26 protein-coding genes are annotated in these 26,815 nt (G+C 68.8%); 1 reads left to right on the top strand and 25 read right to left on the bottom strand.

Features of this window, described 5'->3' with window-relative positions:
* Positions 1-6: 6 nt before the first annotated feature.
* The 20 genes from CDA09_RS19050 to CDA09_RS18960 all read right to left on the bottom strand — a co-directional run bounded on the left by CDA09_RS19050 (position 7) and on the right by CDA09_RS18960 (position 19,495).
* Entirely contained in the window at positions 7-474 is a 468-nt protein-coding gene (locus tag CDA09_RS19050) for a rhodanese-like domain-containing protein (protein WP_121430087.1), read from the bottom strand.
* A gap of 100 nt (positions 475-574) precedes the next feature.
* Positions 575-1,216, bottom strand: a complete 642-nt coding sequence (locus tag CDA09_RS19045) for a PepSY-associated TM helix domain-containing protein (protein WP_121430086.1) — start codon at positions 1,214-1,216, stop codon at positions 575-577.
* A 34-nt stretch (positions 1,217-1,250) separates the two neighbouring features.
* A complete protein-coding gene (locus CDA09_RS19040; RefSeq protein WP_121430085.1) occupies positions 1,251-3,377 on the bottom strand; it encodes a TonB-dependent receptor in 2,127 nt (708 codons plus the stop codon).
* A 213-nt stretch (positions 3,378-3,590) separates the two neighbouring features.
* Positions 3,591-5,789, bottom strand: coding sequence for a xanthine dehydrogenase family protein molybdopterin-binding subunit (locus CDA09_RS19035; protein WP_121430084.1), 2,199 nt, complete (start codon positions 5,787-5,789; stop codon positions 3,591-3,593).
* Positions 5,786-6,259, bottom strand: coding sequence for a (2Fe-2S)-binding protein (locus CDA09_RS19030; protein ID WP_121430083.1), 474 nt, complete (start codon positions 6,257-6,259; stop codon positions 5,786-5,788). Before CDA09_RS19030 ends, CDA09_RS19035 begins: the two co-directional genes overlap by 4 nt.
* 99 nt (positions 6,260-6,358) lie before the next feature.
* Positions 6,359-7,747, bottom strand: a complete 1,389-nt coding sequence (locus tag CDA09_RS19025; RefSeq protein ID WP_121430082.1) for a 4Fe-4S binding protein — start codon at positions 7,745-7,747, stop codon at positions 6,359-6,361.
* Positions 7,744-8,562: an FTR1 family iron permease gene (locus CDA09_RS19020; protein ID WP_121430081.1), complete on the bottom strand. Its 819-nt coding sequence runs from the start codon at positions 8,560-8,562 to the stop codon at positions 7,744-7,746. The genes CDA09_RS19025 and CDA09_RS19020 overlap by 4 nt, the downstream gene beginning before the upstream one ends.
* A 22-nt stretch (positions 8,563-8,584) precedes the next feature.
* A complete protein-coding gene (locus tag CDA09_RS19015) occupies positions 8,585-8,944 on the bottom strand; it encodes a cupredoxin domain-containing protein (RefSeq protein WP_121430080.1) in 360 nt (119 codons plus the stop codon).
* 78 nt (positions 8,945-9,022) lie between these two features.
* Positions 9,023-10,537 carry a carbohydrate porin gene (locus tag CDA09_RS19010; RefSeq protein WP_121430079.1) on the bottom strand — a complete coding sequence of 505 codons (1,515 nt, stop codon included), beginning with the start codon at positions 10,535-10,537 and terminating at the stop codon, positions 9,023-9,025.
* Positions 10,537-11,082 carry an iron transporter gene (locus CDA09_RS19005; RefSeq protein ID WP_121430078.1) on the bottom strand — a complete coding sequence of 182 codons (546 nt, stop codon included), beginning with the start codon at positions 11,080-11,082 and terminating at the stop codon, positions 10,537-10,539. Before CDA09_RS19005 ends, CDA09_RS19010 begins: the two co-directional genes overlap by 1 nt.
* A 247-nt stretch (positions 11,083-11,329) precedes the next feature.
* A complete protein-coding gene (locus CDA09_RS19000) occupies positions 11,330-12,739 on the bottom strand; it encodes an efflux transporter outer membrane subunit (protein ID WP_121430077.1) in 1,410 nt (469 codons plus the stop codon).
* 8 nt (positions 12,740-12,747) lie between these two features.
* Complete coding sequence (locus CDA09_RS18995) at positions 12,748-14,736, bottom strand: MacB family efflux pump subunit (RefSeq protein WP_286164245.1); 1,989 nt, start codon at positions 14,734-14,736, stop codon at positions 12,748-12,750.
* Positions 14,733-16,025, bottom strand: a complete 1,293-nt coding sequence (locus tag CDA09_RS18990) for an efflux RND transporter periplasmic adaptor subunit (RefSeq protein ID WP_121430076.1) — start codon at positions 16,023-16,025, stop codon at positions 14,733-14,735. The genes CDA09_RS18995 and CDA09_RS18990 overlap by 4 nt, the downstream gene beginning before the upstream one ends.
* Before the next feature lie 245 nt (positions 16,026-16,270).
* Complete coding sequence (locus CDA09_RS18985; protein WP_121430075.1) at positions 16,271-16,687, bottom strand: ExbD/TolR family protein; 417 nt, start codon at positions 16,685-16,687, stop codon at positions 16,271-16,273.
* Positions 16,687-17,454, bottom strand: coding sequence for a MotA/TolQ/ExbB proton channel family protein (locus tag CDA09_RS18980; RefSeq protein WP_121430074.1), 768 nt, complete (start codon positions 17,452-17,454; stop codon positions 16,687-16,689). The genes CDA09_RS18985 and CDA09_RS18980 overlap by 1 nt, the downstream gene beginning before the upstream one ends.
* Positions 17,455-17,456: 2 nt before the next feature.
* Entirely contained in the window at positions 17,457-18,290 is an 834-nt protein-coding gene (locus CDA09_RS18975) for an energy transducer TonB (RefSeq protein WP_121430073.1), read from the bottom strand.
* Positions 18,291-18,307: 17 nt separating this feature from the next.
* On the bottom strand, positions 18,308-18,433 hold the full coding sequence (locus CDA09_RS23715) for a hypothetical protein (RefSeq protein ID WP_286164244.1): 126 nt from the start codon (positions 18,431-18,433) through the stop codon (positions 18,308-18,310).
* Positions 18,434-18,538: 105 nt separating this feature from the next.
* A complete protein-coding gene (bfr, locus tag CDA09_RS18970; protein ID WP_121430072.1) occupies positions 18,539-19,015 on the bottom strand; it encodes a bacterioferritin in 477 nt (158 codons plus the stop codon).
* Entirely contained in the window at positions 19,012-19,248 is a 237-nt protein-coding gene (locus tag CDA09_RS18965) for a (2Fe-2S)-binding protein (RefSeq protein ID WP_121430071.1), read from the bottom strand. Before CDA09_RS18965 ends, bfr begins: the two co-directional genes overlap by 4 nt.
* Before the next feature lie 43 nt (positions 19,249-19,291).
* The gene (locus CDA09_RS18960; protein WP_121430940.1) at positions 19,292-19,495 is read right to left on the bottom strand and encodes a hemin uptake protein HemP; all 204 of its coding nucleotides are present in this window, start codon (positions 19,493-19,495) and stop codon (positions 19,292-19,294) included.
* A 160-nt stretch (positions 19,496-19,655) separates the two neighbouring features.
* Between CDA09_RS18960 and CDA09_RS18955 the strand changes: the two genes are divergently transcribed.
* Positions 19,656-20,363: a fumarylacetoacetate hydrolase family protein gene (locus CDA09_RS18955; RefSeq protein WP_121430070.1), complete on the top strand. Its 708-nt coding sequence runs from the start codon at positions 19,656-19,658 to the stop codon at positions 20,361-20,363.
* Between the two features lie 15 nt (positions 20,364-20,378).
* On the opposite strand, the gene CDA09_RS18950 is transcribed toward CDA09_RS18955, so the two are convergent.
* The 5 genes from CDA09_RS18950 to lgt form a co-directional block, all read right to left on the bottom strand.
* A complete protein-coding gene (locus CDA09_RS18950) occupies positions 20,379-20,801 on the bottom strand; it encodes a hypothetical protein (protein ID WP_121430069.1) in 423 nt (140 codons plus the stop codon).
* A gap of 10 nt (positions 20,802-20,811) precedes the next feature.
* Positions 20,812-22,038 (bottom strand): hypothetical protein, encoded by a 1,227-nt coding sequence (locus CDA09_RS18945; RefSeq protein WP_121430068.1) that lies wholly within the window; start codon positions 22,036-22,038, stop codon positions 20,812-20,814.
* Positions 22,035-24,491, bottom strand: coding sequence for an EAL domain-containing protein (locus CDA09_RS18940; protein WP_121430067.1), 2,457 nt, complete (start codon positions 24,489-24,491; stop codon positions 22,035-22,037). The genes CDA09_RS18945 and CDA09_RS18940 overlap by 4 nt, the downstream gene beginning before the upstream one ends.
* Positions 24,492-24,509: 18 nt before the next feature.
* Positions 24,510-25,889 carry a malonyl-CoA decarboxylase gene (locus CDA09_RS18935; RefSeq protein ID WP_174718462.1) on the bottom strand — a complete coding sequence of 460 codons (1,380 nt, stop codon included), beginning with the start codon at positions 25,887-25,889 and terminating at the stop codon, positions 24,510-24,512.
* Positions 25,890-26,007: 118 nt separating this feature from the next.
* The gene (gene lgt / locus CDA09_RS18930; protein ID WP_121430066.1) at positions 26,008-26,808 is read right to left on the bottom strand and encodes a prolipoprotein diacylglyceryl transferase; all 801 of its coding nucleotides are present in this window, start codon (positions 26,806-26,808) and stop codon (positions 26,008-26,010) included.
* Between the last annotated feature and the right edge of the window lie 7 nt (positions 26,809-26,815).

Below are 26,815 nucleotides of genomic sequence, written 5' to 3'. Positions count from 1 at the left end.
ACGGGCTCAGCAGGTCCTGCAAGCTTCGACCGGCAGGCCGATCCGGATCCAGCCCGGGCCGGCGCTGCTGCCGCTCATGCCTTCCCGGACGCTGTACACGTTCGTATACCCCTGTGCGGCGAGCAGGCGTTGTGCGTGAGCACTTCGCCTGCCGCTGCGGCAGATGAAGGCGACCGGGGCGTCGCGCTCGGCGCCGACGCGGGCCACCACTTCCTTCACGAACCCGGCCGGCCCATCCGGGTTGTACAGGTTGATCGGCACGGCCCCCGAGGCGACGCCGGTCTCGCGCCCTTCCTCGGGTGTGCGCACGTCGATCAGCGTGATCCGGCCCGCCTCGAGCTGCGCCCGCGCCTCGGCAGGGCTGATCTCGGGTACGGCGCCTTGCTGGGCGAAGGCGGGGCCGAGCGGTAGCAGGATTGCCGCCGCCGCGGTGAGGAAAACGTGGCGGCGCAGGACGGAAACGGCGACGGACATGACGAACTCCGGGAGCTGGCGGGCGCATGCAAGCGCCGCTGGGGCTGCCCGCTTATCGTGAAGTCGTCATATTAACATGTGCTTGTATAGGGCGGCTGCCTCAGCCCCCGATCCACGCCAGCGCGCCCGCCAGCGCGAGGCCGCCGCCCGCGAGCAGCGCGAGGCGGCGCGCCGAGCCGTGCAGGCGGCCCCACAGCCAGAAGCCCGAGAGCCCGAGGAAGGCGAGGCCCAGCGCTAGCGTGTCGGCGAGCAGCACCCAGGCCGGGGTGGCGCCGACCGACATGTGCAGGCGCGCGAGGTAGAGCCACAGGTTGGGCAGGGTGCGCTTGACCTCGGCCTGGCGGCTGCCCTTCCAGTAGTCGATCTGCACCGACTCGGACGGCGTGTCGGTGCGCAGCGTCCAGCGTTCGGGCTGGACCAGCTCGCGTTCGCCCCACGGCACCGCGCGCGCAGGTTCGACTTTCGGCTTGAGTGCCGCCGCGTCGAGGCCCAGCGCGGGTGCGAGGGCGGCGGCGAGCGCCTGCGGGTCGGGCGGCGGTGCCTCGAGCGGCACCAGCTGCGTTACCTCCTTGCGGTCGAGCGCGGGGATCTTCAGGACGGCGCGGTGGTTGAGCAGGAAGCCCGTCGTCGCGAAGAGCAGCAGCATCGCCGAAAGGCCGACGCCGAACCACGCGTGGATGCGGCGCAGCCATTTCTGCGAATTCCCGCGCTGGGGCGCGGGACGGGGGTGAAGGGTGATCATGCTCGACCCGGAAGGCTGTCCTGCGGAGTGCCGATCAGAAGCGGAAGCTCGCGGTCGCCTGCAGCGTGCGCGGCGCGCCCGGCTGGTTCAGGCCGTTGGAGCTGCCATGTGCGCTCGCCCAGTACTCGCGGTCGAACACGTTCTTGAGGTTGAACGTGAGATCGTATGCTTTGCTGCGATAGAGCAGCGCTGCGTCGAACACGACGAAGCCGGGCAGGCGCACGAGGTTGTCGGGCGAGGCGAACTGGTGGATTTGCGCATGCGCGCCGCCGCCGACGCTCCAGCCCTGGCCGAGCTCGCGCGTCACCCACAGCGAGCCGCTGTGGCGCGGCGTCAGTGCCGCTTCCTTGCCTTCGAACGAGACGTTGATGCGCCGGGTGCCGAAGTTCGCGCCGCCCGTCGCCGTCGACTTCACGGTCTCGCTGTCGAGCCAGGCGTAGCCGGCGGAGACCTGCCAACCGACGGCGGGACGGCCGACGAGCGACAGTTCGAGGCCGTCGGTACGCTGCTCGCCAGCGTTGATGGTCTGGCGCGTCACCGGATCGGTGATCTTCATGTCGGTGCGCACGAGGCGGAAGATCGAGGCGCCGGCCGACAGCGCGCCGCCGAGGAAGTCCCACTTCGCGCCGATCTCGTGGTTGGTCGTGATCTCGGGATCGGCGTCGACGTTGCTGGCGGAGAGCTGGAACTGTTCACCGGAAGGCTGGAAGGAGCGCGACACCGAGGCGTAGTAGGACTGCATCGCGTCCGGCTGCCACACGATGCCCGCACGCGGGCTCCATTCGCGGTCGGTGCGTTCGAAGTCCGGCTTGCCCGGTTCGGTGGTCTTCTGCCGGTAGTCGTCGTAGCGGACGCCGATCAACGCTTTCCAGTGCTCGCCCAGTGCGATCTGGTCCTGCACGTAGAGGGACGCGTTCTCGAGCGTGGTGCGGTTGTCGATGGTGAGCGAATTTGGCACCGTCGTCCTGAACGGCGGGACCGCGCCGCCGGGGTTGAGGAGCGGCACGCGGTCGATGCCGACCCAGTTGGTGATGTCGAGGCCCTTGTCCTGGCTGCCGACTTCGACGCCGTAGAGCAGCGTGTGCTGCATGCCGGCAAGGGTCGCCAGCTGCGTGAGTTCGAGCTGGTCGAACCAGCCTTCCTCGTCGCGCACGACCTGGCCATGGGTGCGCTGCATGAAGAGCCGGCCGTTGCGCTGCGTGTAGGCGGTGCCGGTGCGGTACAGCGTGTTGTTGCGGTCGAGCTTGAAGTCGTAGTAACGCAGCACGTTGCGCAGCGACCAGTCGGCGTTGAGGCGGTGCGACAGGGTCGCGGTCGCGGTGTTCATCGTCGCCGAGTTCATGTCGTCGCGTTCGGCGTCGCCCGAGCCGTAGTAGGTCTTGTGGTCGACGTTGAGCGGGCGGCCGTTGTTGTCGGGGATGCCGAAGTCGGTCGGGCGGCGGTCGCGGTTGTGTGCGAGCTGCAGCAGCAGGCTGGTGTCCTGCCCGAGTTTCAGGTCGACGGACGGCGCGAAGGCTTCGCGCTTGAGGAAGGATTCGTCGCGGAAACCGGTCGAGTCCTCGAAGGCGCCGGTCACGCGGAAGCTGTGGCCACCCGTGCCGAGCGCGCCGGCGGCGTCGAAGCTGATGCGCTTCTCGCCTTCGGTGTCGAACTGCACGGTGACTTCGCGCAGAGTCTGCGTCGTCGGCAGCTTGCTGACGCGGTTGATGATGCCGCCCGACGAGCCGCGGCCGTACAGCACGGCGGCGGGGCCTTTCAGGACCTCGATGCGCTCGACGTTCGACAGGTCGCGGAAATACAGCGCGTCGTCGCGCACGCCGTCGAGGAAGTTGTCGCCGATGGCGGTGAAGCCGCGGATCACGAACTGGTCGCGCTGGCCGTCGCCCATGTTGAGCGTGACGCCGGGGACGCTCTGCAGCGCCTCGGCGAGCGAGCGTGCGCCCTGGTCGGCGATCAGCTCGGGGCCGACGACGTTCACGGTCTGCGGGATATCGCGCAGCGGCGCGGTGCCCTTGGTCGCCGAGGACGAGACCAGCGGGTTGTAGGGTGCCGCGGCGGCGCCCTCGGACGCGGTGACGGTGACGGCCGGCAGGGTGGCCTGGGCGGTGGCGAGGGCGGGCAGCGCAGCGGCGATCGCCACGGCGAGGGTGGTGGGGCGCATCGGAACTCCAGTCGGGGACGTTGCTGGCTGGCGATCCGGCGCGGGAGCGGCGGAATGGCTGGCTGGTCTTGGTTTCGCGAATTGTATTTCGTTGCAGGAATGCGAATCAATCGCAATTGCTACGCGTTGCGTTTATGCAACTTGCAGCCCGTCGCTGACGGTGTTCCGATCTCGGGGTGGAAGAGGGCGGTCGACGGCAGACTGCCCTTTCCGTCAGGCCTTCAGTTGCTCACCGATCGGCAACGTCCGGATGCGCTTGCCGGTCGCGGCGAAGAGCGCGTTCACCAACGCCGGCGCGATCGGCGGCACGCCGGGTTCGCCGACCCCGGTCGGCTTTTCGGACGACGGCACGATATGCACCTCGACCCTGGGCATCTGGTCGATGCGCAGCACCGTGTAGTCGTGAAAGTTCGACTGCTCGACGACGCCGTCCTTGAGCGTGATCGCACCGCTGAGTGCGGCGCCGAGCCCGAAGCCGATGCCGCCTTCCATCTGGGCGCGGATCACGTCCGGATTGACGGCGATGCCGCAGTCGACGGCGCACACGACGCGATCGACCTTGAAGCTGCCGTCCGGCGCGACCGTGACTTCGACGACCTGCGCGACGTAGGTGTTGAAGGATTCGTGCACCGCGACGCCGCGTGCGCGCTTGCCCGATTTCGCCGCGGCCAGCGGCTTGCTCCAGCCGGCCTTGTCCGTGGCGAGCTTGAGCACGCCCGCGTGGCGCGGGTGGGCAGCAAGAAGGGCGAGCCGGTAGGCCACCGGGTCGGCGCCCGCGGCCGTGGCCAGTTCGTCGAGGAAGACCTCGGTCGCGAAGGCGGTGTGGGTGGAACCGACCGAGCGCCACCACTGTACCGGCACCTTCACGTCCTTGTTGGTCGTGTGCAGTTCGACCTGCAGGTTGGGGATCGCGTAGGGCAGGTTCGCGGCACCCTCGACGGACGATCCGTCGATGCCGTCCTTGATCGCAACGCCCTCGAAGGGCGTGCCGGCGAGGATCGACTGGCCGACGATGCGCTGCGACCACGCGAGCGGCTTGCCCTGCGCGTCGAGCGCGGCGCGCAGGCGATGCACATACACCGGCCGGTAGTAGCCGGCGCGCATGTCGTCCTCGCGCGACCATACGAGCTTCACCGGAGTTTCGCCGCCGACCGCCTTCACGATCTGCGCCGTCTCCAGCAGGTAGTCGGAGTTGGGGTTCGCGCGCCGGCCGAAACTGCCGCCGGCGAACAGCATGTGGACCTTTACCTGCTCCGGCTTCAGCCCGAAGAAGGTGGCCAGCGCGACCTGGTCGCCGGTATGGAACTGTTCGCCGTTCCACACTTCGCAACCCTGCGCATCGACGCGCATCACGCAGTTGAGCGGCTCCATCGGGGCGTGCGCGAGATACGGAAAATCGAACTCGGCCTCCAGCACCTTGGCGCTGCCGCCCAGGGCCTTGTCGGCATTGCCGTCACGGCGTGCGACCAGTCCGGGCGTTGCGGCGAGCTTGCGGTAGTCGGCGAGGATCTGATCGGAGCTGCCGCGATAGGCGGCGCTGTCGTCCCAGTCGATCTTCAGCGCGTCGCGGCCCTTCTTCGCGGTCCAGTAGTCGTGCGCCAGCACCGCGACGCCGCGCGGGATGCTTACCACGCGCACCACGCCCGGTATCGCGCGTGCGGCCTGTTCATCGACGGTACGCACGGTGGCGCCGAAGCGCGGCGGGTGCGCGACCACGGCGACGAGCATGCCGGGGAGCTTCACGTCCTGCGTGAACTGCGCGCGGCCGGTGGTCTTCGCGACGCTGTCCTTGCGCGGCACGTGGCGCCCGATCAGCACGAAGTCCTTTGGATCCTTCAGGCGCACTTCCTGCGGCACCGCCTGCGTCGCCGCCGCCTCCGCCAGTTCGCCGAAGCTCGCCTTGCGGCTGCTCGCGTGGCTGACGATGCCCGCCTTGACGCGGATCTCGCCCGCGGGGACCTTCCAGCGTTGGGCTGCGGCCTGCACCAGCATCGCGCGTGCGCTCGCGCCCGCCTGGCGCAGCTGATCGAAGGAGTTGGCGATCGCGGTGCTGCCGCCCGTGCCCTGCGACGGCCCCCACAGCAGGTTGTTGTAGCGCTTGGCATCGGCGGGGGCGCCTTCGACGACGACCTGCGCCCAGTCGGCATCGAGCTCCTCGGCGACCAGGGTCGCGAGGCCGGTGTAAGTGCCCTGGCCCATCTCCAGGTGCTTTGCGACCACCGTCACCCGGTTGTCGGTGCCGATGCGCACGAAGGCGTTGGGGGCGAAGGCCGGTGCGGCATCGGCTGCGGCGCCCTTGGAACCCGTTGCGGCGGCGAGTGAATCGACGCCCGGCAGCATCAGCCCCAGCGTGAGGCCGGCGCTCGCCTTGAGGAAGTCGCGGCGCGAGACGTTCTCGATGCGGGCGTTCATGCTGCGCCCCTCCCCGCGAGGGCCTTCGCGGCTTCGTGGATCGCGGCGCGGATGCGCACGTAGGTCGCACAGCGGCACACATTGCCCGCCATCGCGGCGTCGATGTCGGCATCGCTCGGCCGTGGCGTCTTCGCCAGCAGCGCGGTCGCGGACATGATCTGGCCGGACTGGCAGTAGCCGCATTGCACGACATCGAGCTTCTGCCACGCTGCTTGCACCGCCGCGCCGACGCGATCCTTGCCGATCTGTTCGATGGTCGTGACGTGCTTGCCGGCGACCGTTGACACCGGCGTCGAGCAGGACCGCACTGCGACGCCGTCGACATGCACCGTGCACGCGCCGCACAGCCCCATGCCGCAGCCGAACTTGGTGCCCGTGAACTCCAGCCCGTCGCGCAGCACCCACAGCAGCGGGGTGTCGTCGGGCATGGCGGTATCGACCTTCTGACCGTTGAGGGTGAAGCGGGTCATCTGCAATCTCCTGTTGGGGAGGCCCCGGTCTCGTGCCGGGTACCCCGTGTCCATCAGGTTAGATGATTTGTGCAGCGAGATCGACCCGCGCGTAAGGCCCTACCAGACGTAGAACATCAGCACCCACGGCACGACTGCCGCCGCTGCGGCCGTCGCGAAGGCGAAGAACGCGGCCAGCCGGCGCGCGAGCCGGGCTGGCGTGCGGCGAAGGTGCAGGGACGCCAGGACGAGGCTCGCGAGCGCTGCTGCGGTCAGCAGGGTGCCGCGCGCCTCGGGGAGCATCGCGAGGATCACACCCTCGGCACTGAGCAGCGTCACCGTGAGGCCGGAGAGCCCGAGGAAGACGCCGGCGCCGCCGAGCGGGATCAGCGCGTAGGCAAGGCGCCGGTGTTGCGCCGCCTCGCCCAGCAGGCCCGCGGCAACGCGCAGCCACAGCGTGATCCAGCCGCCGAGCAGCAGCGCGGTCGTGCCGATGTAGGCGAGGATCATCAGGCCGTCGAGCCACGTGAACACGTCGTTCGCTTCCGGGTAATGCGTCAGCAGCCACCAGGGGATGTCGTCCCCGAGCAGCGCGAAAGCGTCGCGTTCGACGAGCCACTCCGCGGCGGCGAGTTTGGCGCGCACGAACCACGGCGAGGCCGACCACTGGAAGGCGCCGATCGCCGTGCCGATGATGCCGAAGACCAGCAGGCGCACTTCCCAGCGGTCCGCGTCCTGCGCATCGAGCTGCGCGACTTCGCTGCCGGGCACGCGCGCGGCAAGGTTCACCGCGTCGCGATGGCCGGCGCAGCGCCCGCACATGTGGCAGCCGGCGGCGCTTTCCATGCGGCGGATGTCGACCAGCGGCGCGCAGTTGATCGGGATCGTCTTCTTCGCGCCGTACGACTCCCACGCCTCGCGGTCGGTGCGGAAATGCACCGGCGCGAGCCGCGCGAGCAGGCCGAAGACGCCATTCACCGGGCACAGGTGGCGGCACCACACGCGCTTGTTGCGGCCGTAGACGAGGCCCACCGCAATCGCGGCGACGGTCGAACCGCCGAGCACCAGCAGCGCCGCCTTGGGGTACTCGTACACGCTCACGAGCTGGCCGTAGATGGTCGTGCCGAGGAAGGCGACAAAGGGCCAGCCGCCCCACTTGATCCAGCGCGGCACCGGGCGCCCGAGGCCGAAGCGCGACACCTGCTCGGAGACGAAGCCTTCCGGGCACATCACGCCGCACCATATGCGCCCCATCAGCATCATCGACACCAGCACGAAGGGCCACCAGATGCCCCAGAAGGCGAACTGCGCGAACAGCGTCAGGTTGTTCCACAGGTGCGCGCCGGATTCGGGCAGCGGCAGGAACGCGGGCGTGACGACGAGGAACAGGTAGGCGGCGAGGATCGCCCACTGCGCGCCGAGGATCCAGCCGCGGTGGCGGCGCATCAGCTCCCCGACGCGCGCAAGGCGCGGGGAGGCCGGTGCGGCGATCGAGGTGCAGGTGTTCATGCCGCCGACCTCCGTTGCAGGCGTCCGAGCAGCGTGACCACGCCCCAGTAGCCGAGCCACGCGATCAGCACCATCAGCGAGGGCTGGGCGCGATAGCCGGCGAAGGCCGCGGCGATGCCGCCCGCGGTGCTGCCGTCGTCGAGCAGCGCGGAGCTGTCCCACACCGGCTCCATGAGCGGCGGCAGCCACTCCATGTCGATCAGGCGTTCGACGCCCGACACCAGCAGCGCCGCGGCGAGCAGCAGGAGCACGATCTCGCTCGTGCGGAAGAACAGGCGGCTGGGCAGCCAGCGCGCGCCCGACAGGATCACCCACGCGGTCGCGAGCGCCAGCACGAAGCCGATGCCCGCCCCGGCGAAAAGGCGCGCGAGCGTGTCGCCCGACTGCTCCATCGCCAGGCCGTACAGGAAGAGCACTGTTTCCGCCCCTTCGCGCCCCACCGCGATCGCCGCGAGCATGGCGACCGAGGCGCCGCCGGCGGACTGCGCCGCATTCGAGAGGCCCGATTCGAGTTCGCGCTTCAGGTGGCGGCCGTGGGTGCGCATCCACAGCACCATGTGGGTGATGAGGCCGGCCGCGACGAACATGATCGCCGTCTGGAACATCTCCAGCGCACCGGCCGCGAGCCAGCCATGCATGCCCAGCATCGCCAGCGCGAGGAAACCGGCCAGCGCGAGCCCGCCGGCGACCCCCACCCACAGGTGATGAACGCCGATCCGCGTGTCGCCGCGCGTGCGGATCCACGCCAGCAGGATGCTGATGATCAGGATCGCCTCGACGCTCTCGCGCCACACGATGAAGAATGCGTTGCCCATGATGCGTGTCTCCGGAAATGCCTTACTTCGCGACGAAGCGGCCCTTCGCCGTGTCGTGATGAAATTCGCCGAAGAAGGGGTAGGTGCCCGGTTTCAGCGGCGGAAAGATCGTGCTGCGCGTGACGCCCGGCCCGACGACCAGTTCCTTGAACGGGGCGGAGGTCTCGAATTCCTCCGGTCCGGCGTTGCGGTTCGTCAGCTGCAGGCGGAAGCGGGTGTTGGCGGGGACTTCGATCGTCTCGGGCATGAAGCGGCCGTTTTCGGCGACGACCTCAAAGGTGGGCATCTCGTCGGCGCGCGCCACGGCGGGTGCGGCAAGGGCGCCGAAGGCAAATGCCGCCGCAAGGGCGGTGGCGGGAATCATCGGGCTGGCAGGAATCATGGCTGGCGGAATCTCACCGAAAAAACGCAAAAACCCCACCCGGCGCGAGGCCGGGCAGGGCGGGAGGAGCATTGGCGCTCAGAACGCATACAAGGCGCGGACCCCGAACGCGGTCATGTCCTTCGCGTCGCGGTTCGCGGCCGCGCGGCGCACGTACTGCAGGTCGGGCGTCAGCGACAGCTGGTGGTTCAGGTGCCAGCGGTAGTACAGCTCGGCCACCTGCTCGGCGCCGCTTGGCGTGTAGCCGAAGAGGAAGTTGCCATCCTTGTCCGACACGTCCACGGTGGTCTTGCGGAAATCGTCGCTCGCGCGCAGCCAGGCCCAGGCGAGGCCGATGCCGTCGGCGCCGCGGCCCCAGGCGTTGCCGGTCAGTTCGGCCCCGACCGTGACGGCGCGGTCGAAGGCCGCCTTGCCCGAGCTCGACTGGCCGTAGCGGGCGAACAGCGTCACGTCCTCATGCACGCGCTGGTCGACGCTTGCGCCCCAGCCGGTGGTCGCGTCGCGCGAACCGTCGAAGCCCTCGTACTGCGGGTTGCGCCAGGCATACAGGCGATAGGTGCCGTCGAAGCCGTAGTTCTTGCGACCGTACTCGAGCTGGCCGATCACGAAGGGCTTGTCGAAGCTGCGGCCGAAGGCCGCGCCATTGCCGGCGCCGAAAGCGGCGAGCGAGATCTGCCACCAGTCCGGCTTGCTCATCTCGTTGCGGTAGGCGAGGCGCACGCCGGGCGTGAAGCCGAACTCATCGGCGCCCACCGCATGGCCCGAGTCGAGCATCGGGTTATGCACGAAGACATTGTTGAGGAACTTCCCCGCCTCGTTGTCGGCGATCGCGTTCTGGTCGAAGAACACGAAGGGATCCATCTTGCCGACCGTGAATTGCAGGCTGTGCAGCGATCTCAGGGTGTCGCCGAGCGGCGTCGTGAGCTGGTACCAGGCCTGGGCGACGATCGCGAAGGTCTTGGCGGAATCTTCGTCGCCCTTGAACGCGAGACTGTTGAAGGCTCCCGTGAAGGTCGGCTTCAGGTCCGTGAAGCTCGAGCGTTCGCCCTGGCCCATGCGCAGCTGGGTGAAGAACTCGCCCTTGCCGCGGCCGATCTTGCCGGCCGGCACCGTGATGCCGAGATCGCCGCGCCACGACAGCTGCGACTCGGCCTTGCCGTCGGTGCGCGCGCCGCCGTTGATGCGCTGGGCCACCGTTGCAGCGCTGCCTTCGATCTTGATCCCCTCGAGCGCGCTTGCCAGCTTGGTGGGCGCCCCCATGCTGTTCGTGCGCCCCTCGATCGATTTGAGGCGGATGGCGATTTCGGGTTCGCGTTCGCTGATGCGGTTGCTTTCGAGGCTAGCGCTCAGGTCGTGGTTCGCCTGCTCCAGCGCCTGTACGCGCTGCGCCAATTCGGGCGCCGGCGTGGCAGTGCCCGTCGCGAGCCGGGCTTCGAGCTCGGTGTTGCGTTTTTCGAGCTTTTCGACGCGCTCGGCGAGCCGCTTCAGTTCGGCCAGCAGCTTGTCCTGTGCCGTCGGCGCAGCCTGGCTCGCGCACGAAAGGCCCGCCACGGCGACCGCGATCGCCGTGCGCGCAAAGCATGCGGCCCGCATCAGTAGCCGCCCTTCTTGCCGATGCCGGCGAACGTGAATTCGTTCTCGATCTCGAAGGGCTTGAACCACGGGCGCACGCCGGTCTGGCGGTCCGTGTGGCGGCCGAAGTGGCTGGCGTGGTCCGCGCCCGGCGGCAGGATCGTGTACTTCACCTTGTACTTGCCCGGGCCGGCGAGCTTCACGTTGTCGCCGTAGTGGGGGCCGTCGTTCGCCACCATCGGCATGAAGTCGCCGCTGAGCTTCCAGTCGCTGCCTGCCTTGGTGATCTCGAACTTCACGGTCAGGTAGGGAATCCAGCTGCCTTCCTCGAAGCCGTTCGGGTTGTTCGCCAGCGCGCGGACGTCGGCCTCGATGTGGATGTCGGTCTCGGACGCCTTCTTCATCATGCCTTCCGGCTCCATCTCGATCGGCTGCAGGTAGACCGCGGAGATCTCCATGCCGTTGCGCTGCTGCGGGTTGCCGATCGGATATTCGAGGGCGTTGGCGGCGAATGACAGGGAGGCGAGGGCGGCAACCGAAAACGCGCGGAGGGGGAAACGGGACATGAAGAATGTTCCTTGTCTGGTTAGGTATGTACGAGGCCGGCGGACCGCCGTCCGTCCGGACTGACTGTTCAGGTACATATATTAAAGATAATGCGAATCACTCGCAAGTGATGTTAGCATATGGCGACAAAGCAAGCCCATGCCTGCGTCGTGCCGGCGCGGAAACAGGGCGGATCGCGGCGGGGCAGGCGTCGCAGCGTTCCGCCGGAGGCAGCAGCGGGGAAGAAGCGGGAGGAGAAGCGCGGCGTCAGCCGGGCGCGGCGGGGTTCGTCCAGCCCCCGCCGAGCGCCTTGTACAGCGTTACCGCGTCGTTGAGCCGCGCGAGTCGCAACTGGGCGAGCTGGTCCTGCGCCTGGAACAGCGTGCGCTGGGCGTCGAGGACCGTGAGCAATTGGTCGGAGCCCTCGCGGTAGCGCAGTTCCGCCAGGCGCAGGCTGCGTGCGGCCTCGCTGCGGATCTCCTGCTGGCTGTCCTCGAGGCGGCGGTCGCGGTCGGCATTGCCGAGCGCGTCCTCGACTTCCTTCAGCGCAACGTGCACGGCGGAGCGGTAGTTCTCGACCAGCGCGCGCCGGCGCGAGCGCGCAGTTTCGACGCCGTCGCGCAGGCGTCCGCCGTCGAACAGCGTGTGCGTGAGGTTGGCGCCGAGGCCCAGGGTGCTGGCGGGATTGGCGAGCGACAGCAGCGCCGTGCTCGCGAGCCCCGCCGAGCCCGACAGCTGGATACGCGGCAGCAGCGCCGCGCGGGCGGCCGCGACATCGGCGTCAGCCGCAGCGAGTTGCGCTTCGCCGGCGGCGAGGTCCGGGCGGCGCACGAGCAGCTCTGCCGGCAGGCCGGGGGCGACCGGCGGCACCGCCAGGATCGCGAAGGGTTCGACGTCGAGGCTGAAGTGCTGCGGCGTCTGCCCGACAAGGAGCGCTAGTGCGCTGCGCGTCTGGCGTTCGAGCGTTTCGAGCGGAAGCAGCGCGGCGCGCTGCGCGAGCACCGTGCTGCGCTGGCGGCTGACGTCGAGCGCGGAGGCGGCGCCGTCGCGGTAGCGCGCCTCGACGATGGCGAACACGCGTTCCGCGATCGCGAGGTTGTCGTGCGCGATGACGAGCCGCTCGCGCGCGGTGAGCAACTGGAAATAGGTCGTGGCGACGCTGGAAACGAGCGTCAGGCGTGCGGCGTCGTGATCGTGGCGGCTGGCGGCGAAAGTCGCCTCGGCGCCGCGCACGCCCGCCGCGAGCCGGCCCCACAGGTCGACCTCGTAGCTGATCGACAGGTTGGCGCCCGAGGAGTTGCTATCGAGCGCGCCCGCGCCCTTGCCCGGGTCGGTGCGCCGCCATGCCGTGTCGCCGCCGATGTTGGCCGAGGGCAGCAGCGAGGTGCCGGCCACATGCAGTGCGATCTCCGCCTGGCGGACGCGTTCGACGGCGGCGCGGAAGTCCGGGTTGTCCGCGACCGCAGCGGAAATCAGGGATTCCAGCCGGCCCGAGGCGAAGCCGCGCCACCACTGCGGGTCGGCCGGGACGGCGCCGGTCGCGGCGGGTTCGATCCAGCCGCCGGGCACGGCGACGTCCGCCCGCGTCACCGGTTCGGTGACCGCGCACGCAGAGAGGGCAAGCAGGAGAGTGGCGGCGAAAAGCGGTGCGAGCCGGTGCGGGAGGGGGGAATTCATCGCTGGGGTCACTCCGACGCAAGCGCGACGACCGGGTCGAGCCGGGCGGCCTTGCGCGCGGGCAGGTAGCCGAATATGAGGCCGGTGGCGAACGCGCAACCGAACGCGAGCAGCACGGGGAACAGGGAATACACGACGGGTTTGTCGAAGGCTTCGATGACCGCCGCGGCGCCGAGGCCGACGGCAACCCCGATCAGCCCGCCCAGCGCCGAGACGACCAGCGCCTCGATCAGGAACTGCAGCAGGATGTTCTTCATGCGCGCGCCGGTCGCCATGCGGATGCCGATCTCGCGCGTGCGCTCGGTGACCGACACCAGCATGATGTTCATCACGCCGATGCCGCCCACCAGCAGCGAGATCGCCGCCACGGTGCCGAGCAGCACGGTCAGCGTGTTCTGCGTTTCCGACACGTTCTCGATGATCTGCGCCATGTTGCGGATCTGGAAGTCCTCGATGCCCGAGTGGCGCGCCTGCAGCAGCGTGCGCACGGCTTCCTGCGTGTCGTCGATCTGCGCGGCGTCCTTGACGGCGACGATCGCGCTGCGCAGGAAGCGCTGGCCCGTGAGGCGCAGGCTGCCGGTCGTGAATGGCACGAAGATCACGTCGTCCTGGTCGGTGCCCCAGGGGGTCGCGCCCATCGGCCCCATCACGCCGACGACCTGGAACACGAGGTTATTCACGAGCACGTACTTGCCGACCGGATCCTCGTCGCCGAACAGCGCTTTCGCGACCGTCTGGCCGATCGCCGTCACCGTCGCATAGCGGCGCTCTTCGTCCGCGCTGAAGAAGGTGCCGCGTGCAACCGGCCAGTCGCGCGCGATCGTGTAGTCGGCGCCCGTGGCGGTTGCCGACGAGCGGTAGTCGGAGGTGCCGTAGCGCACCGTCACGCCGGTGCTCTGCTCGGGCACGGCCGCGAGCACGTTCGGCAGCTCGCCGATCGCCATGACGTCGTCCGGCACCAGCGTGGCGGTCGTGTCGCGGCCGCGCTGGTTCGGCGCGCCCGGCCGCACGGTGAGCAGGTTCGTGCCCATCGAGCTGATGCGGTCGATCACGTCCTGCTTGGCGCCGTCGCCGATCGCCAGCATCGCGATCACCGCGGCGACGCCGATGACGATGCCGAGCAGCGTCAGCGCGGCGCGGAAGACGTTGGCGCGCAGCGCCCGCAGGGCCGTGCGCGTCGCCTCGACGAGGTCCGAGAGATGCGAAGTGCGGTCGATGTGCGGCGCGAAATCCGGCTCGGGGCCGGTCGGCGGGCGCGGGCCGGGGTCCGAGACGATATTGCCGTCGCGGATCTCGATGATGCGCTGCGCCTGCTCGGCGACCTCGCGCTCGTGCGTGATCAGGATGATCGTGTGCCCCGCCGCCGAGAGCCCGCGCAGAAGCTGCATCACCTCCGCGCCGCTCTTGCTGTCGAGGGCGCCGGTGGGCTCGTCGGCGAGGATCACGCGGCCGCCGTTCATCAGCGCGCGCGCGATCGACACGCGCTGCTGCTGGCCGCCGGAAAGCTGGTTGGGGCGGTGGCCGGTGCGCTCGGCGAGGCCCAGCGATCCGAGGAGCTCGTTTGCGCGTGCGTGGCGCTCCGCCGGCGGCATGCCCGAATAGACGGCCGGCACCTCGACGTTCTCGCGCGCGCTCGCGCCGCCGATGAGGTTGTAGCTCTGGAATACGAAGCCGAAGGTTTCGCGCCGCAGCCGCGCGAGCTCGTCGCGGTCGAATCCCGCCACGTCGCGCCCCATGAAGCGGTAGGTGCCGGTGGTGGGTCGATCGAGGCAGCCGAGGATGTTCATCAGCGTCGACTTGCCCGAACCCGAGCTGCCGACGATGGCGACGAATTCGCCGGGATGGATCGTCAGGTCGATGCCGTGCAGGACCTCGACGGCGAGCTCGCCGGTGCGGAAGGTCTTGGTGATGCCCGACAGCGCGATCAGCGGTTCGCCCGACACCTGCCGCAGCGGCGAATCCTGGTCCAGCCCGGCGATCAGCGGTTCGGCTTTCATATGCGCGGCGTGCGGCGTGGCGCGCCGCCGGGGCCCTTGTCGGCGGCGGCCATGCCGGAGACGATGCGTTCGCCTTCCTCGAGGCCCGACAGCACCTGGGCCTGGATGCGGCTGCGCACGCCGATCTCGATCTGGCGGTCCTCCAGCGGGCCCTGAGGTGGCGCGACCTTGACCGTGACCGTGCGCGGCGCTCCCTTTTTCGCTTCCGGCGCCTTGGCGGCATCAACCGCCGGGGCGCCCGCGCCGGCTCCTGCGGGCGGTCGCGCATCGCTGCCCGCGGCCTTCATGCGTTCGGCGCGCGCGCTGCGCCCGGCTGTGAGCGCCGACATCGGCACCAGCAGGGTGTCCCTGGCCGAAGCGACGACGAAGAACACCTGTGCCGTCATCTGTGTCATCAGCGCCTGGTTGGGGTTGGCGACATCGAACAGCGCGTTGTAGAGCACCACGTTGTTTTGCACCACCGGTGTTGGCTCGATCTTGCTCAGCTTGCCTTCCCAGCGACGGTTGTCGCCGCCCAGGGTCGTGAAGTACGCGTCCATGCCGAGGCGCAGGCGGCTCACGTCCGCCTCCGACACCTGCGTCTGCACGGTCATCGTCGTCTGGTCCGCGACGCGCAGGATCACCGGCGCCTGCTGGCTCGCGATCAGGGTCTGGCCCTGGCGCGCGGTGATCGACACCACCGTGCCCGACATCGGCGCGTAGATGCGCGCGTAGTTGAGGTTGGCCTCGTCGGCGCGCAGGTTGGAGTCGGTCTGGTCGATCTGCGCCTTGATGGCCTCCACCTGCGCCTGCGCCGACTGCAGGGCAGCCTCGGCGTTCTGCAGCGTCTCGCGCGTGGTGGCGTCTTCGCTCATCAGGTTGCGCTGGCGCTTCAACTGCGCGTCGGCGAGCGTGCGGCTCGCCTCGCGGTCCATCAGCTGAGCGCGCAGGTTGCGCAACTGGGCGCGGGTCGCGTCGACGCGGCTCTGCAGCACAACGGGGTCGATCTCGGCGAGGAGGTCGCCGGCCTTCACTTCGGAACCGATCTCGACGTGGATCTTCTTCAGCTGGCCGGACACCTGCGCGCCGACGTCCACGTAGTCGCGCGGCTGCAGCGTGCCCGTCGCGGTCACGACGTCCTCGATGTCTCCGCGCGTCACGGTCGCGTACTGGTAGCGCGCGTGCTCGTCGGGTTTCGCGAAAAACGTCTTCCACGCGAGCCCCCCCGCCGCGGCCAGCGTGCCGAGGATGGCCAGGGCGATTACGGCGCGGCGCAGGCGGCGCGGCTTGGACGCTGAAAATGCAGTCATGTCGTCGTTCGGCAAGTTGTCGGAAGGCGGCGCAGGTGGGCAACGGACACCCTGCCGCGCGGGCGTTTCGCTCCGGGGCAGTGAAACGCAGCGCAAGGATAGCGAATGCGCACTTCAGCTTTGTATCGTATTGCAGCGCGGGGGTTCCTGCAGCGCGAGCTGCTGCAGGCGGCAGGCAGGCTGCCGAAGGTGGGGCAGGCGGGGAAAGGCGGTCTGCGCCGACGGGGCCGTCCGGCCCCGGTCGTTCAATGCGCGGGAACGGTGATGAAGCCCATCTTCTGGATGCCCGCGGTGCGTGCCGCCGACATGATCTCCGCGAGCTTCTGGTAGCGCGTCTCGCGGTCGGCGCGCAGATGCAGTTCGGGTTGCACCGGCTGTGCCGCAGCAGCGGCGAGGCGGGCCGGCAGCTCGTCCTCGGCGATCTTCTGGTCGTTCCAGAACAGTGTCCCGGCGCCGTCCACGGACAAGGTCACGGTGTCGGGTTTTTCGTTGTTCGCCTGGCTTGCCGCCGTCGGCAGGTCGATCTTGACCGAGTGCGTCAGCAGCGGCGCGGTGATCATGAACACGATCAGCAGCACCAGCATCACGTCGATGAGCGGGACCATGTTGATCTCGCTCATCGGCGCCGAGCCGCCTTCCTGGTTGAAGCCCCCGAACGCCATCACGCGGCTCCGGCGCCGGTGAGGCCGATCTTGCGCGCGGCGTCGCTGCCGGCCTTCGCCGGCTGGCCGGCGACCGGCGCACTCGCGAGCCGCGTGCCGGTGGCAAACCACGCGTGCAGGTCGTGCGCGAAGGCATCCAGTTCGGAGAGCTCGAGGCGGTTGGCGCGGGTGAAGGTGTTGTACGCGAGCACTGCGGGAATCGCGACGAAGAGGCCGAAAGCCGTCATGATCAGCGCCTCGCCGACCGGGCCGGCGACCTTGTCGAGCGTCGCGACGCCCGAGGTGCTGATGCCGATCAGCGCGTGGTAGATGCCCCACACGGTGCCGAACAGGCCGACGAAGGGGGCGGTGGAGCCGATCGAGGCAAGCACGGTCAGGCCCGATTCGAGTTGCGCAGTGGATAGCGCGATCGACTTGCGCAGCGCGCGCGTCACGAACTCGTCGGCATCCAGCTTGCCGCCCAGGGTCTCGGCGGTGGTGTGGCGGCGCAAGTGTTCGGCCGCGGCGGCGCCCTGGCGGGCGAGCGCCTCGAACGGGGAGTCGGGCGCGTCCTGCGACAAGCGCGCGAGGCCTTCTTCCAGGCTGGCTGCGTGCCAGAAACCTTCCACGGCGCCATCGATGCGCCGCGCACGGAGCTGACGTGTCGTGCGCACGGCGATCAGGTACCAGCTGGCGACCGACATCACCACGAGGGTGAAGGCGACGAGCTTGATGATGAGGTCCGACTGGACCCACAGGTGAGTCAGGCCGAAGGTGTCGGTGGGCATGTTCAGTTTCCTTCGAGTTTGAATACGATCGGGACGATGACGGCGGCGGCGACCGCCTGTCCGCCCTGCTTCGCGGGCACGAAGCGCCAGCGCTGCACCGCCTCGCGGGCGGCGCTGTCGAGGCGCGCGGAGCCGGAACTTTCCGCCAGGTCGACCTGTGCGGGCAAGCCCTCGGCGGTCACCTGCACGCGCAGCATCACCTTGCCTTCCTCGCGCAGGCGGCGCGACAGGGGCGGATAGGCCGGTGCGGGATTGTTCAGGTAGGCCGCGTCGAAACGCGCCGCGACGACGGCCGGCGGCGCTTCGGGCGCGGCGCGCGGCGCCGGGGGGGCGGAGGCGGGAGGTGCCGGCGGCGTCGGCGCGGCCTCGCGTACGGGTTCCGGGGCCGCCTGCGGGGGCGGCGGCGTCTCCGTGCGGATCGCGGTCGGCGATTCGGCAGTCTTCGGCGCGGGCCTCGGTGCGCGCACCGGCGGGTGCGGCGCCGGCTTGGGCGGCGGCTCGACGACGGGCCTGGGCGGCGCGGGCAGTGCCGGCGCGACGGTCGGCAGCGGCACGGGCAGTTCGATCAGTGCCACCGAGATCGGCGTTTCGGGCACCGCCGCGGGGTGTTGTGCGAGATGCGCCAAGGCCGCGAGTGCCGCGACGTGTGCGGCCGTCACCAGCGCGAGCAGCAATGCACGCTCGCCGCACGGCGGGCGCGGGCGCCGCAGGCCGGGCGTTTGCTCGGGAAAGGACTCGCGCGGTGGTGCGAAGCTCAGCGGCGGGCGCCCCGCTGCATTGCGTGGCGGCGGCGTGAAGGAGGCGGCGGGAAGGGCGTGGGAGTGAAGCTCGGCCATCAGGCGCTACGCGGTGTTCAGCGGATAAACTGGTCGATCAGAAGCGCAGCGAATGCCACGTAGAGGGCGAGGCGGTGTGCGGCGAAGGCCGGGCCTTGCCGCAGTGACGGGTCGTTCAGTACATCCGGGCGTCGGGTATGCATGCCAGTTCTCCGTTGGATTCGATGACGCTGGCTCGTTCTGCGGGAGAACTGGCTTGCGGTGGGTGTGCGCCGGTCCTGCCGGCGCGAACGGCGGTCGGTCGTGCGTCAGCTCGCGCCGCCCATCTGCGATTGCAGGTAGTTCTGCAGCCCGACCTTGTCGATCAGTTCGAGTTGCGTTTCCAGATAATCGATATGTTCCTCGGTGTCCTCGAGGATCTCCTCGAAGATCTCGCGCGAAACATAGTCCTTACAGGACTCACAGTAGGCGATCGCCTCGATCAGCTCGGTGCGTCCGCTCTGTTCCAGCTTCAGGTCGCCCTGGATGCATTCCGGGACGTTCTCGCCGATCAGGAGCTTGTTGAGATTCTGCAGGTTCGGCAACCCCTCGAGGAACAGCACGCGCTCGATGAGCTTGTCGGCATGCTTCATTTCCTCGATCGATTCCTCGTACTCATGGTGCCCGAGCTTCCCGAGGCCCCAGTTCTTGTACATGCGTGCATGCAGGAAGTACTGGTTGATTGCGGTGAGTTCTGTCGTCAGTTGTTTGTTGAGGTATTGGAGAACTTTCTTATCGCCTTTCATACGGCCTCCACGGCAAGGGAATACGAGGGCGCGAACACGGCCATCGCCGCATTCGCGTTCGTCGTCTGCTCTGCCATAGCCGCACGCAGGCAGTCGCGTGCGCAACTCGCGCAGCGACCGCACTCCCCCGCGACGCCGAGTCGGGTCCGCAATTCGCGCAAGGTGGACACCCCTTCGCTGACTGCTTCGTCGATGTGGCGTTCGGTCACTGCGTTGCAGATGCAGACATACATAGTCTAGCCTCGTTGTTCCGTTTGTCGTGGTGGTCTGTACGGATTACTTCGTCAGGATCAGCTTTCCGGCCCGCGTGGCGCGCAGCACGTAATGCGTTCCGTCGTGATCGATCGTCACGCAGGGTTGCCCCAGAAGCAGCCGCTCGCTCGGGATGACCGCCGCACCCGCCGGGCGGGCAGGTTGCCCGCCCGGCGCTGCGTCCGCGGACCGGGTGGTGGGGTTATGTGGATAGTCCTGTGCCTGCATGATGTGATCGATAAAAATCAATTAGGAACGATTCTCATTACAGCATTGGCCGCTTGCCGGGTCAATACCCCCTGTGCTTTGATCGCGCCTCGATGGCGATTCGCGTGTGGCGAGCCCTGTTTTGTCCTGTGCTGTGGCAGCAGCTTCCGGAGAAGCCCAGATGTCCGAAACTTTCGTGATCGCACCCGCCCCGCGTCCCGTTGTTCCCGTCGCCGGAGGCGGCCTGTTTCCGGTGCGGCGCATCTACTGCATCGCCCGCAACTACGCGGCGCATGCGCGGGAAATGGGTGGGGACCCGAGCCGCGAGGCGCCTTTCTTCTTCACCAAGCCGGCCGACGCCGTCCTGCCGGTCGGGGTGGGCACCTGCGGGCAGTTCCCCTATCCGCCGGCAAGCCGTGACGTGCATCACGAACTCGAACTGGTCGTCGCGCTCGGCGCGGGCGGCAGCGACCTTTCGCCCGCGGCTGCGCGGGCGTGCATCTGGGGCTACGCGGTGGGCCTCGACATGACGCGGCGCGACCTGCAGGCCGAAGCCAAGGCCAAGGGCCGGCCGTGGGACATCGGCAAGGCGTTCGACGCCGCGGCACCGATCTCGCAGATCGTGCCCGCCACGGGGCGGGTGCCCGAATCCGGCGAGATCCGCCTCGAGGTCAACGGCGAAACGCGCCAGCGCGGCGACCTCTCGGACATGATCTGGTCGATCCCCGAGATCATCGCGTTCTTCTCGCGCTATTACCGCCTGGAGGCGGGCGACCTGATCTTCACCGGCACGCCGGAAGGCGTGGGGCCGGTGGCCGTCGGCGACCGGCTGCACGGCGTAGTCGCTGGGGTCGGCGAACTCGACCTCGAGGTCGTCGCGCCACGCTGAGCGTTGCGCGGCCCCTCAGGGCAGCCGCAACAGGACCCGCACGCGCGCATCCGCCTCGGCGGCGGGCATGTAGCCGACGAGGTTCGGCTGCGACGCCAGCCACAGGCGCAACTGGGCCACGTTGTCGGCCTCCTGCGGCGGCAGGGCGCGTCCGGTGAACACCATGCGCGACCAGTACGCCCGGATCTGGCTGGGATTCTTGCGCGTCAGCAGCTGGTAGAACTCGTCGCGGACCGGCCCGGCCGGAAGGTCGGCGAGTGTCACGACGACGCCGTCGGCCAGCGTGTGGGCGCGCCCGAGGTAGAACTGCTCCACCTGTGCCGCCGTCAGCATGGGCAAAGGGCTTTGAGCGCCGGCGACGATGACGATCTGCGCCAGGGCGCAGGACGGGGTCAGCAGTGCCAGGGCAAGGAAACTGGCGCGAGCGATGCGAATCACCGGCGCACCCTCAGAAGCTCACGTCGAGCGACAGGCTGAACGTGTCGAACGTACGCCCGCCGATGCGCGTCGTCAGGGGGTTGCCGCGCGGGAAATAGGAGCCCCACGAATTCTCGTCCGGGCGCGCGCGCGTCCATTCGGTCTTCAGCGCCGCATGCGCGGCGAAATCCCAGCGCGCGCCAAGCGTGACGCTGCGTTGCGCGTTGTTGCGCGAGGTCAGGAACAGGTCCCACAGTTGCGCCGGCGGGCCCGCCGGCAGTGTGGCCTCGGCGAACTGCTTGTCCAGTGTCTGGCGCGCGACGACCGCGTAGGGCATGAGGGGACCGAAACGGTGCCCGAGGCTCAGGTACCAGCCGTGCGCGCTGACGACATAGCGATTCGTCTCGCGCCGCGCATACTCGCCGATCAGCTGCCACTCGCCGTCGTCCCACTGCACCCCGACCGAATCGAAGCGCGTGCGGCCCTGCGTGCCGGACAGGTCCGCAATCACCCCGCCCTGGCCGGTGGCGCGAAGGATGCGCGCCATGTCGAGGAACTGCCGGTCGCCGCGTTCCAGCGTGAACGTGCCCTCGCCGTGGCCCAGGTGCAGGGAGTATTCGCCCTGGCTCAGCACGACATTGAGGCCGCGCGTCTCCTTCAGGCGTGCCCGGCCTTGGGGGAAGGGGATGCGACCGCCGCCATAGTAGGGGTGGATTTCGATGTCGAGCCGGTCGAGGCGCTTGTGATAGATGAGATCGATGCCGTCGAGGTCGTTGAAAGGATTGAGGCCGTACACTTCGACCGGCGGGCGCACCCACGGATTCGCGTAATTCACGTGCAGCGAATCCGACAGCATGAAGAAGGGGACGCGCACCCGCCCGGCGCGCACCGACAGCCCGGGGGCGAGGGTCTGGCGGAAGAAGGCCAGCGTGACGCGCGGATCCTGATGCTCGCTGCCGTCCTCCCGTGCCACGACCTGCACGGTGATGTCGTTGCGATCGGTGAGGCGCATGCTGGCCTGCAGGCCAAGCAGGCTGTCGGGGCTGAAGTCGGGGTCCGAGTCTCCCGGGAAATTCACCCCGTAGCGGGTAAACCACACGTCCTTCCTGTTGGTCGTGACCGCGCCGAGAGTGCCGAAGCCCGAAAACTCGAAGCGCGATGGCCCGGCTGCTTCATCGCTGTCGGCATGTGCCGGGACGGCGGCGCAAGCGAGAAGAGCCGCCGCGACGCCTTGGTACAGCAGGCCCTTCGTCCTCATGCGCGGGCCTCCCCGGCGAGTTGTTTGCCAAACAGCAGCTCCTCGACGGCATCGACGTCGAGCGGGCGCGCGAACAGGTAGCCCTGCCCGTAGTCGCAGCCCATGCCGAGCAGCAGCTCCGCCTGGCGGGTCGTTTCGATGCATTCGGCGACGACGCGCATGCCGAGGTCGTGGGCGAGTTCGATGCTGCGCGCGACGATCGTGCGCAGGCGTGCGTCGTTTTCCAGCGAGCGCACGAAGGAGCCGTCGAGCTTCACGAGATCGCAGGGAATCGTGTGCAGGTAGCTCAGCGCCGAATAGCCGGTGCCGAAGTCGTCGATCAGCACCGACATGCCGGCGGTGCGCAGCTTCTGCAGGATCTCGGCAGCGGGGCCTTCGGGTTGGGCGAGCACGCTTTCGGTGACCTCGAAGCGCAGCATCTCGCGCGGCAGGGCGTGGCGGTCCACCTCGGCGATGATCTCGCCGGCGAGATCGGGGCGTGCGAACTGCGTTGCCGAGAGGTTGACGCTGACCCTGGGCACCGCGGCATCGCTCGCTGCGAGCCGCCGCCACTGCGCAAGGCGCTCGCAGGCGCGCCGCAGCACCAGCATGTCGAGTTCGTGGATGAGGCCCAGCGTCTCGGCCAGCGGCACGAAGAGGTTGGGCGGCAGCATCCCGCGGACGGGGTGGCGCCAGCGCACGAGGGCCTCGAAGCTCGTGATCGACCCGTTGTCGAGCGCGACGATGGGCTGGAAATGCACGATGAGCTCGTCGCTGCCCAATGCGTCGCGCAGGTCGCCTTCGAGCTGCAGGCTCTGCAGCGCCTGCTCGTGCATCGACGCGTGGAAGATCGCGACCGAGTCGTCGCCGCGCTCGCGGGTGCGCTGCAGCGCGTTGTCGGCGTCGCGCAGCATCGTGTCGCCGTTCTCGCTGTCGCGGTAATCGATGCTCAGCGACATGCCGATGCGGAACTTGGGGTACAGGATCTGCCCGGCGATGCTGGTCGGCTTGGCCAGCCGCTCGCGCAGGGTTCCGGCGAGCCGCAGGGCTTCGGCGGGGTTCTCGATGCGGTTCAGCAGCAGCGCGAACTGGTCGCCGCCCACCCGCGCGGCGATGTCGCCGTAACGCAGCGTCTCCTGGATCGTGCGTGCCACGTGGCACAGCAGCGCATCGCCGGCTTCGTGCCCGAAGCTGTCATTCACGAGGCGGAAACGCTGCAGGTTGATCGCGAGCACCGCGAAGTCCTGACCGCCCGTGCGGCGCTGCTGGCCGAGTGCGCTGCTCACATGTTCGAGGAACAGCGCGCGGTTCGGAAGCTGGGTCAGGCCGTCGTGCAGGGCGTCATGTTGCAGGCGCATCTGGACCAGCTTGTGCTCATGCACGTCGCTGATCGAACCGGCCATGCGCACCGCGCGGTCGTCCTCGCCGCGCACCGCGACGCCGCGCGTCATCACCCAGCGGTAGCTGCCGTCCTGCTGCCGCGCGCGATACTCGCACTTGAACTGGGTGCTGAAGCCCTTCAGGTGCTCGATCATCTTCGCCCGGTAGCCGGGCGCGTCGTCCGGATGAATGCCGGTGACGACCTCCCAGGGGCTGTAGTACGTGCGGCCGGCCGTCAGTCCGGCGACCTCGCAGTAACGCGGCGAGCAGTAGACCTGCCCGTCGGCGATCTCCCAGTCCCACAGGCCGTCGTTGGCGCCGTGGATCGCCAGCTCGTAGCGCTGTTCGCTCGCCTTCAGCCGCTCGGCCGATTCCTGCAGTTCGCCGATGCGGTCCTGAAGGTTCGCCGCCATCACGTTGAAGCGCCGCGCGAGCCGGGCGAGCTCGTCATGACCGCTTTCCGGCAGGCGGTGATCGAGCTTGCCCGCCGCGATCGCCTCGCTGCCGGCCAGCAGGCGGCTGAGGTTGCGCGTCAGCAGGTAACCGATGCCCGAAAGCAGGCCGAAGGTCATCAGCAGTTCGGCCAGGGCGATCGCCGTGCCCTGCTCGGTGATCGCCTTGCGCGCCGCTGCGAGCATCGCGACGGAGACCCCGAACTGCAGGAACCCGACTTCGTTGCGGTCGAGCAGCAGCGGGCGGCGCACGTGCACGACGCCGCCGGCGGTCCCGCCGCGCGCGCGCGCCTCGTCGATGTCGGGCAGCTCCCGCATGTCGGGCAAGCCCGCGCTGACCAGCACGTGCCCATCGGGTGCGACGATGCGCACGTAGACCAGGCCTTCGTCCGACTCGCTCAGCAGTTCGCCGAGCACGTCCTGCAGCGTGTGCAGCTCGCCCATGTCGCCGTAGGCGACCGCCATCGCATGGAGCATGGTGGCGTTCTGGCTGACGAGGGTGTTGAGGCTCGCGTTGGTGGCCTGGTTCATCAGGCGGACGCTGTTGGCAAGCAGCAGGGTCAGCAGGACGATCTGCACCACCGTGCTGGCAAGCAGCAGGCGCATGCGGATGGAGCTGAGCCGGAGCGAGAGCTTCACCATCTGTGCCGGAAGGCGCCGTTATCGTCGCGCGAGGCGCTTGACGCCCGCTGCGGCGTCGATGCTGCCCGAGTCGACGAAGGCTTCGACGTTGTCGACGATGCGGTCGGGGTCGTACAGGTAGTTCACCATCACCCCCCAGGACTGGCCGAGCCCCTTCTCCGACGAGTCGGCGAGCCAGTTGAGCCGCTCGACGCGTGCGCCGTTGCCGAGATGGAAGCGTGCGACGGAATCGAGTGGCAGCTTGTCGCGCTTGGCCTCCAGCAGGTACGCGGCCGTGGCCTTCAGCAGCGGGTCGCGCAGCGCCCGCGCCAGTGCTGCGTCTTCCGCCCACGCGGGGTCGCCCGACAACACCTGCGCGAGCCTGGGGGAATCCGGCCCCTCGATGCCCGCCGCGGCCAGCCGCTTCCAGTCGTTCTCGTTGAACGCGGCCAGGACTTCCTTCGTGTTCTTCCCCGCCCAGCGCACCAGGCCGGGAATCGGGGATAGCGTCGCGAAGGTCTTGACGCGCGGGAAGTCGCGCTGCAGGTCATCGACGACGCGCTTGAGCAGGAAGTTGCCGAACGAGACCCCGCGCAGGCCATCCTGCGTGGCGCTGATCGAATAGAAGATCGCGGTGTCGGCGCGCTCGGTGTCCGCCGCCGGGGCGTTCTCGTCGAGCAGCTTCTGGACGTTGTCGGCCAGGTCGTCGAGCAGGGCGACCTCGACGAAGATCAGCGGCTCCTGCGGCATGCGCGGATGGAAGAAAGCGTAGCAGCGGCGGTCCGAGCCGAGCCGGTTCTTGAGATCCTTCCATGAGCGGATCTCGTGCACCGCCTCGTACTGGACGATCTTCTCCAGCAGGGCGGCCGGCGAATTCCAGGTGACGCGCGCGAGCTCGAGGAAGCCGACGTCGAACCAGGCCGTGAGGCGCGCGTCGAGTTCGCGGTCGAGCGATTTCAGTTCCTTGTCGTGCTCGAGGAAGCGCAGCAGGTCCGCGCGCAGGTCGACGAGGAACTTCACGCCCTGCGGAATCGCGTTGAACTGGGTCAGGATACGGATGCGCGACGATCGCATCGCGGCGCGCAGCTGGGCCTCGGCATCCCATTGCCTGGGCGTGCCGACCGCCGCCTGGTAGGCCTCGTGCGCCTTGGCGACGCGCTTCGGATCGGGGCCGAATTCGAGCGCGATGATGCGCAGGAAGGCGTGGCGCCCGGCCTCGTCCAGCTTCAGGTAGGTGTCGGCGAGGCGCCCCGCGCGCAGGCGGGTCGACACCTCGCCGCCACGGCTTTCCGCGCACTCGCGCAACTGCCGGCGAATCCGTTCGAGCTGTTTCTCGGTCGGTTCGCCGTTACGGCCGGCTGCGCTGGCGACGATCTCGCGGACTTTAGAAAGACTGCGCGATACCAATCCTGGTGTCATCAGCACTCTCCTTTGCGTCATGGTGCCAGAAATGAATACGTCATCATGCAAACTTTGGCACGGAGCCGGCGCGACGATAATGCCATCGGATTATTCTGGCGGCCGGCAGCCGATGCCTTTACCGAGGCGCTCTCCCCTTGCCGTGGCTGGTGACGAACAGCCAGGTCCCGGCGGCGATCATCGGGACGCACAGCCACTGCGCTGTCGACAGCCCCAGCGAGAGGGTGCCGAAAATTCCCGGATCGGGGGTGCGGAAGAATTCTGCGGTAAAGCGCAGCACCCCGTACCCGATCAGGAACAACGCCGAAACCGCCATCGCCGGCCGCGGCCGCGCTGCATATAGCCACAGCACGACGAACAGCAGCAGGCCCTCGCCGGCCGCCTGGTAGAGCTGCGACGGATGGCGTGGCAGGTTGTCCACCCAGGGGTAGATCATCGCCCACGGCAGATCGCCGTCCACGGGCCGGCCCCACAGTTCGCCGTTGATGAAGTTGCCGATGCGGCCCGCGGCGAGGCCGGTCGGCACGAGCGGTGCGATGAAATCGGTGACGTCCCAGAATCCCTTGCCGGTGCGCCTGCCGTACAGCCACATCCCCACCAGCACGCCAAGGAAGCCGCCGTGAAAGCTCATCCCGCCCTTCCACACGGCAAGGATCTCTGCCGGGTGTGCGAGATAGTAGGCCGGCTCGAAGAACAGCACCTCGCCCAGCCGCCCGCCGATCACCACGCCGAGCATGCCGTACATGAGCAGATCGTCGATCTGTTGCGGCGTCCAGCCCATCTCCGGGCGGCGGCGCGCGTGCACGCGCCCCAGCAGCATGAACAGCACGAAGGCGACGAGGTACATCAGCCCGTACCAGCGGACCGACAGCGGCCCGATCGACAGGGCGACCGGATTGAATTGCGGATGGATCAGCATGGTGGCC

This window comes from Azoarcus sp. DN11 (assembly GCF_003628555.1).
Lineage (GTDB): Bacteria > Pseudomonadota > Gammaproteobacteria > Burkholderiales > Rhodocyclaceae > Aromatoleum.
The sequence above is the reverse complement of the archived record's forward strand: the minus strand, read 5'-3'. Positions and strand labels throughout refer to the sequence as shown.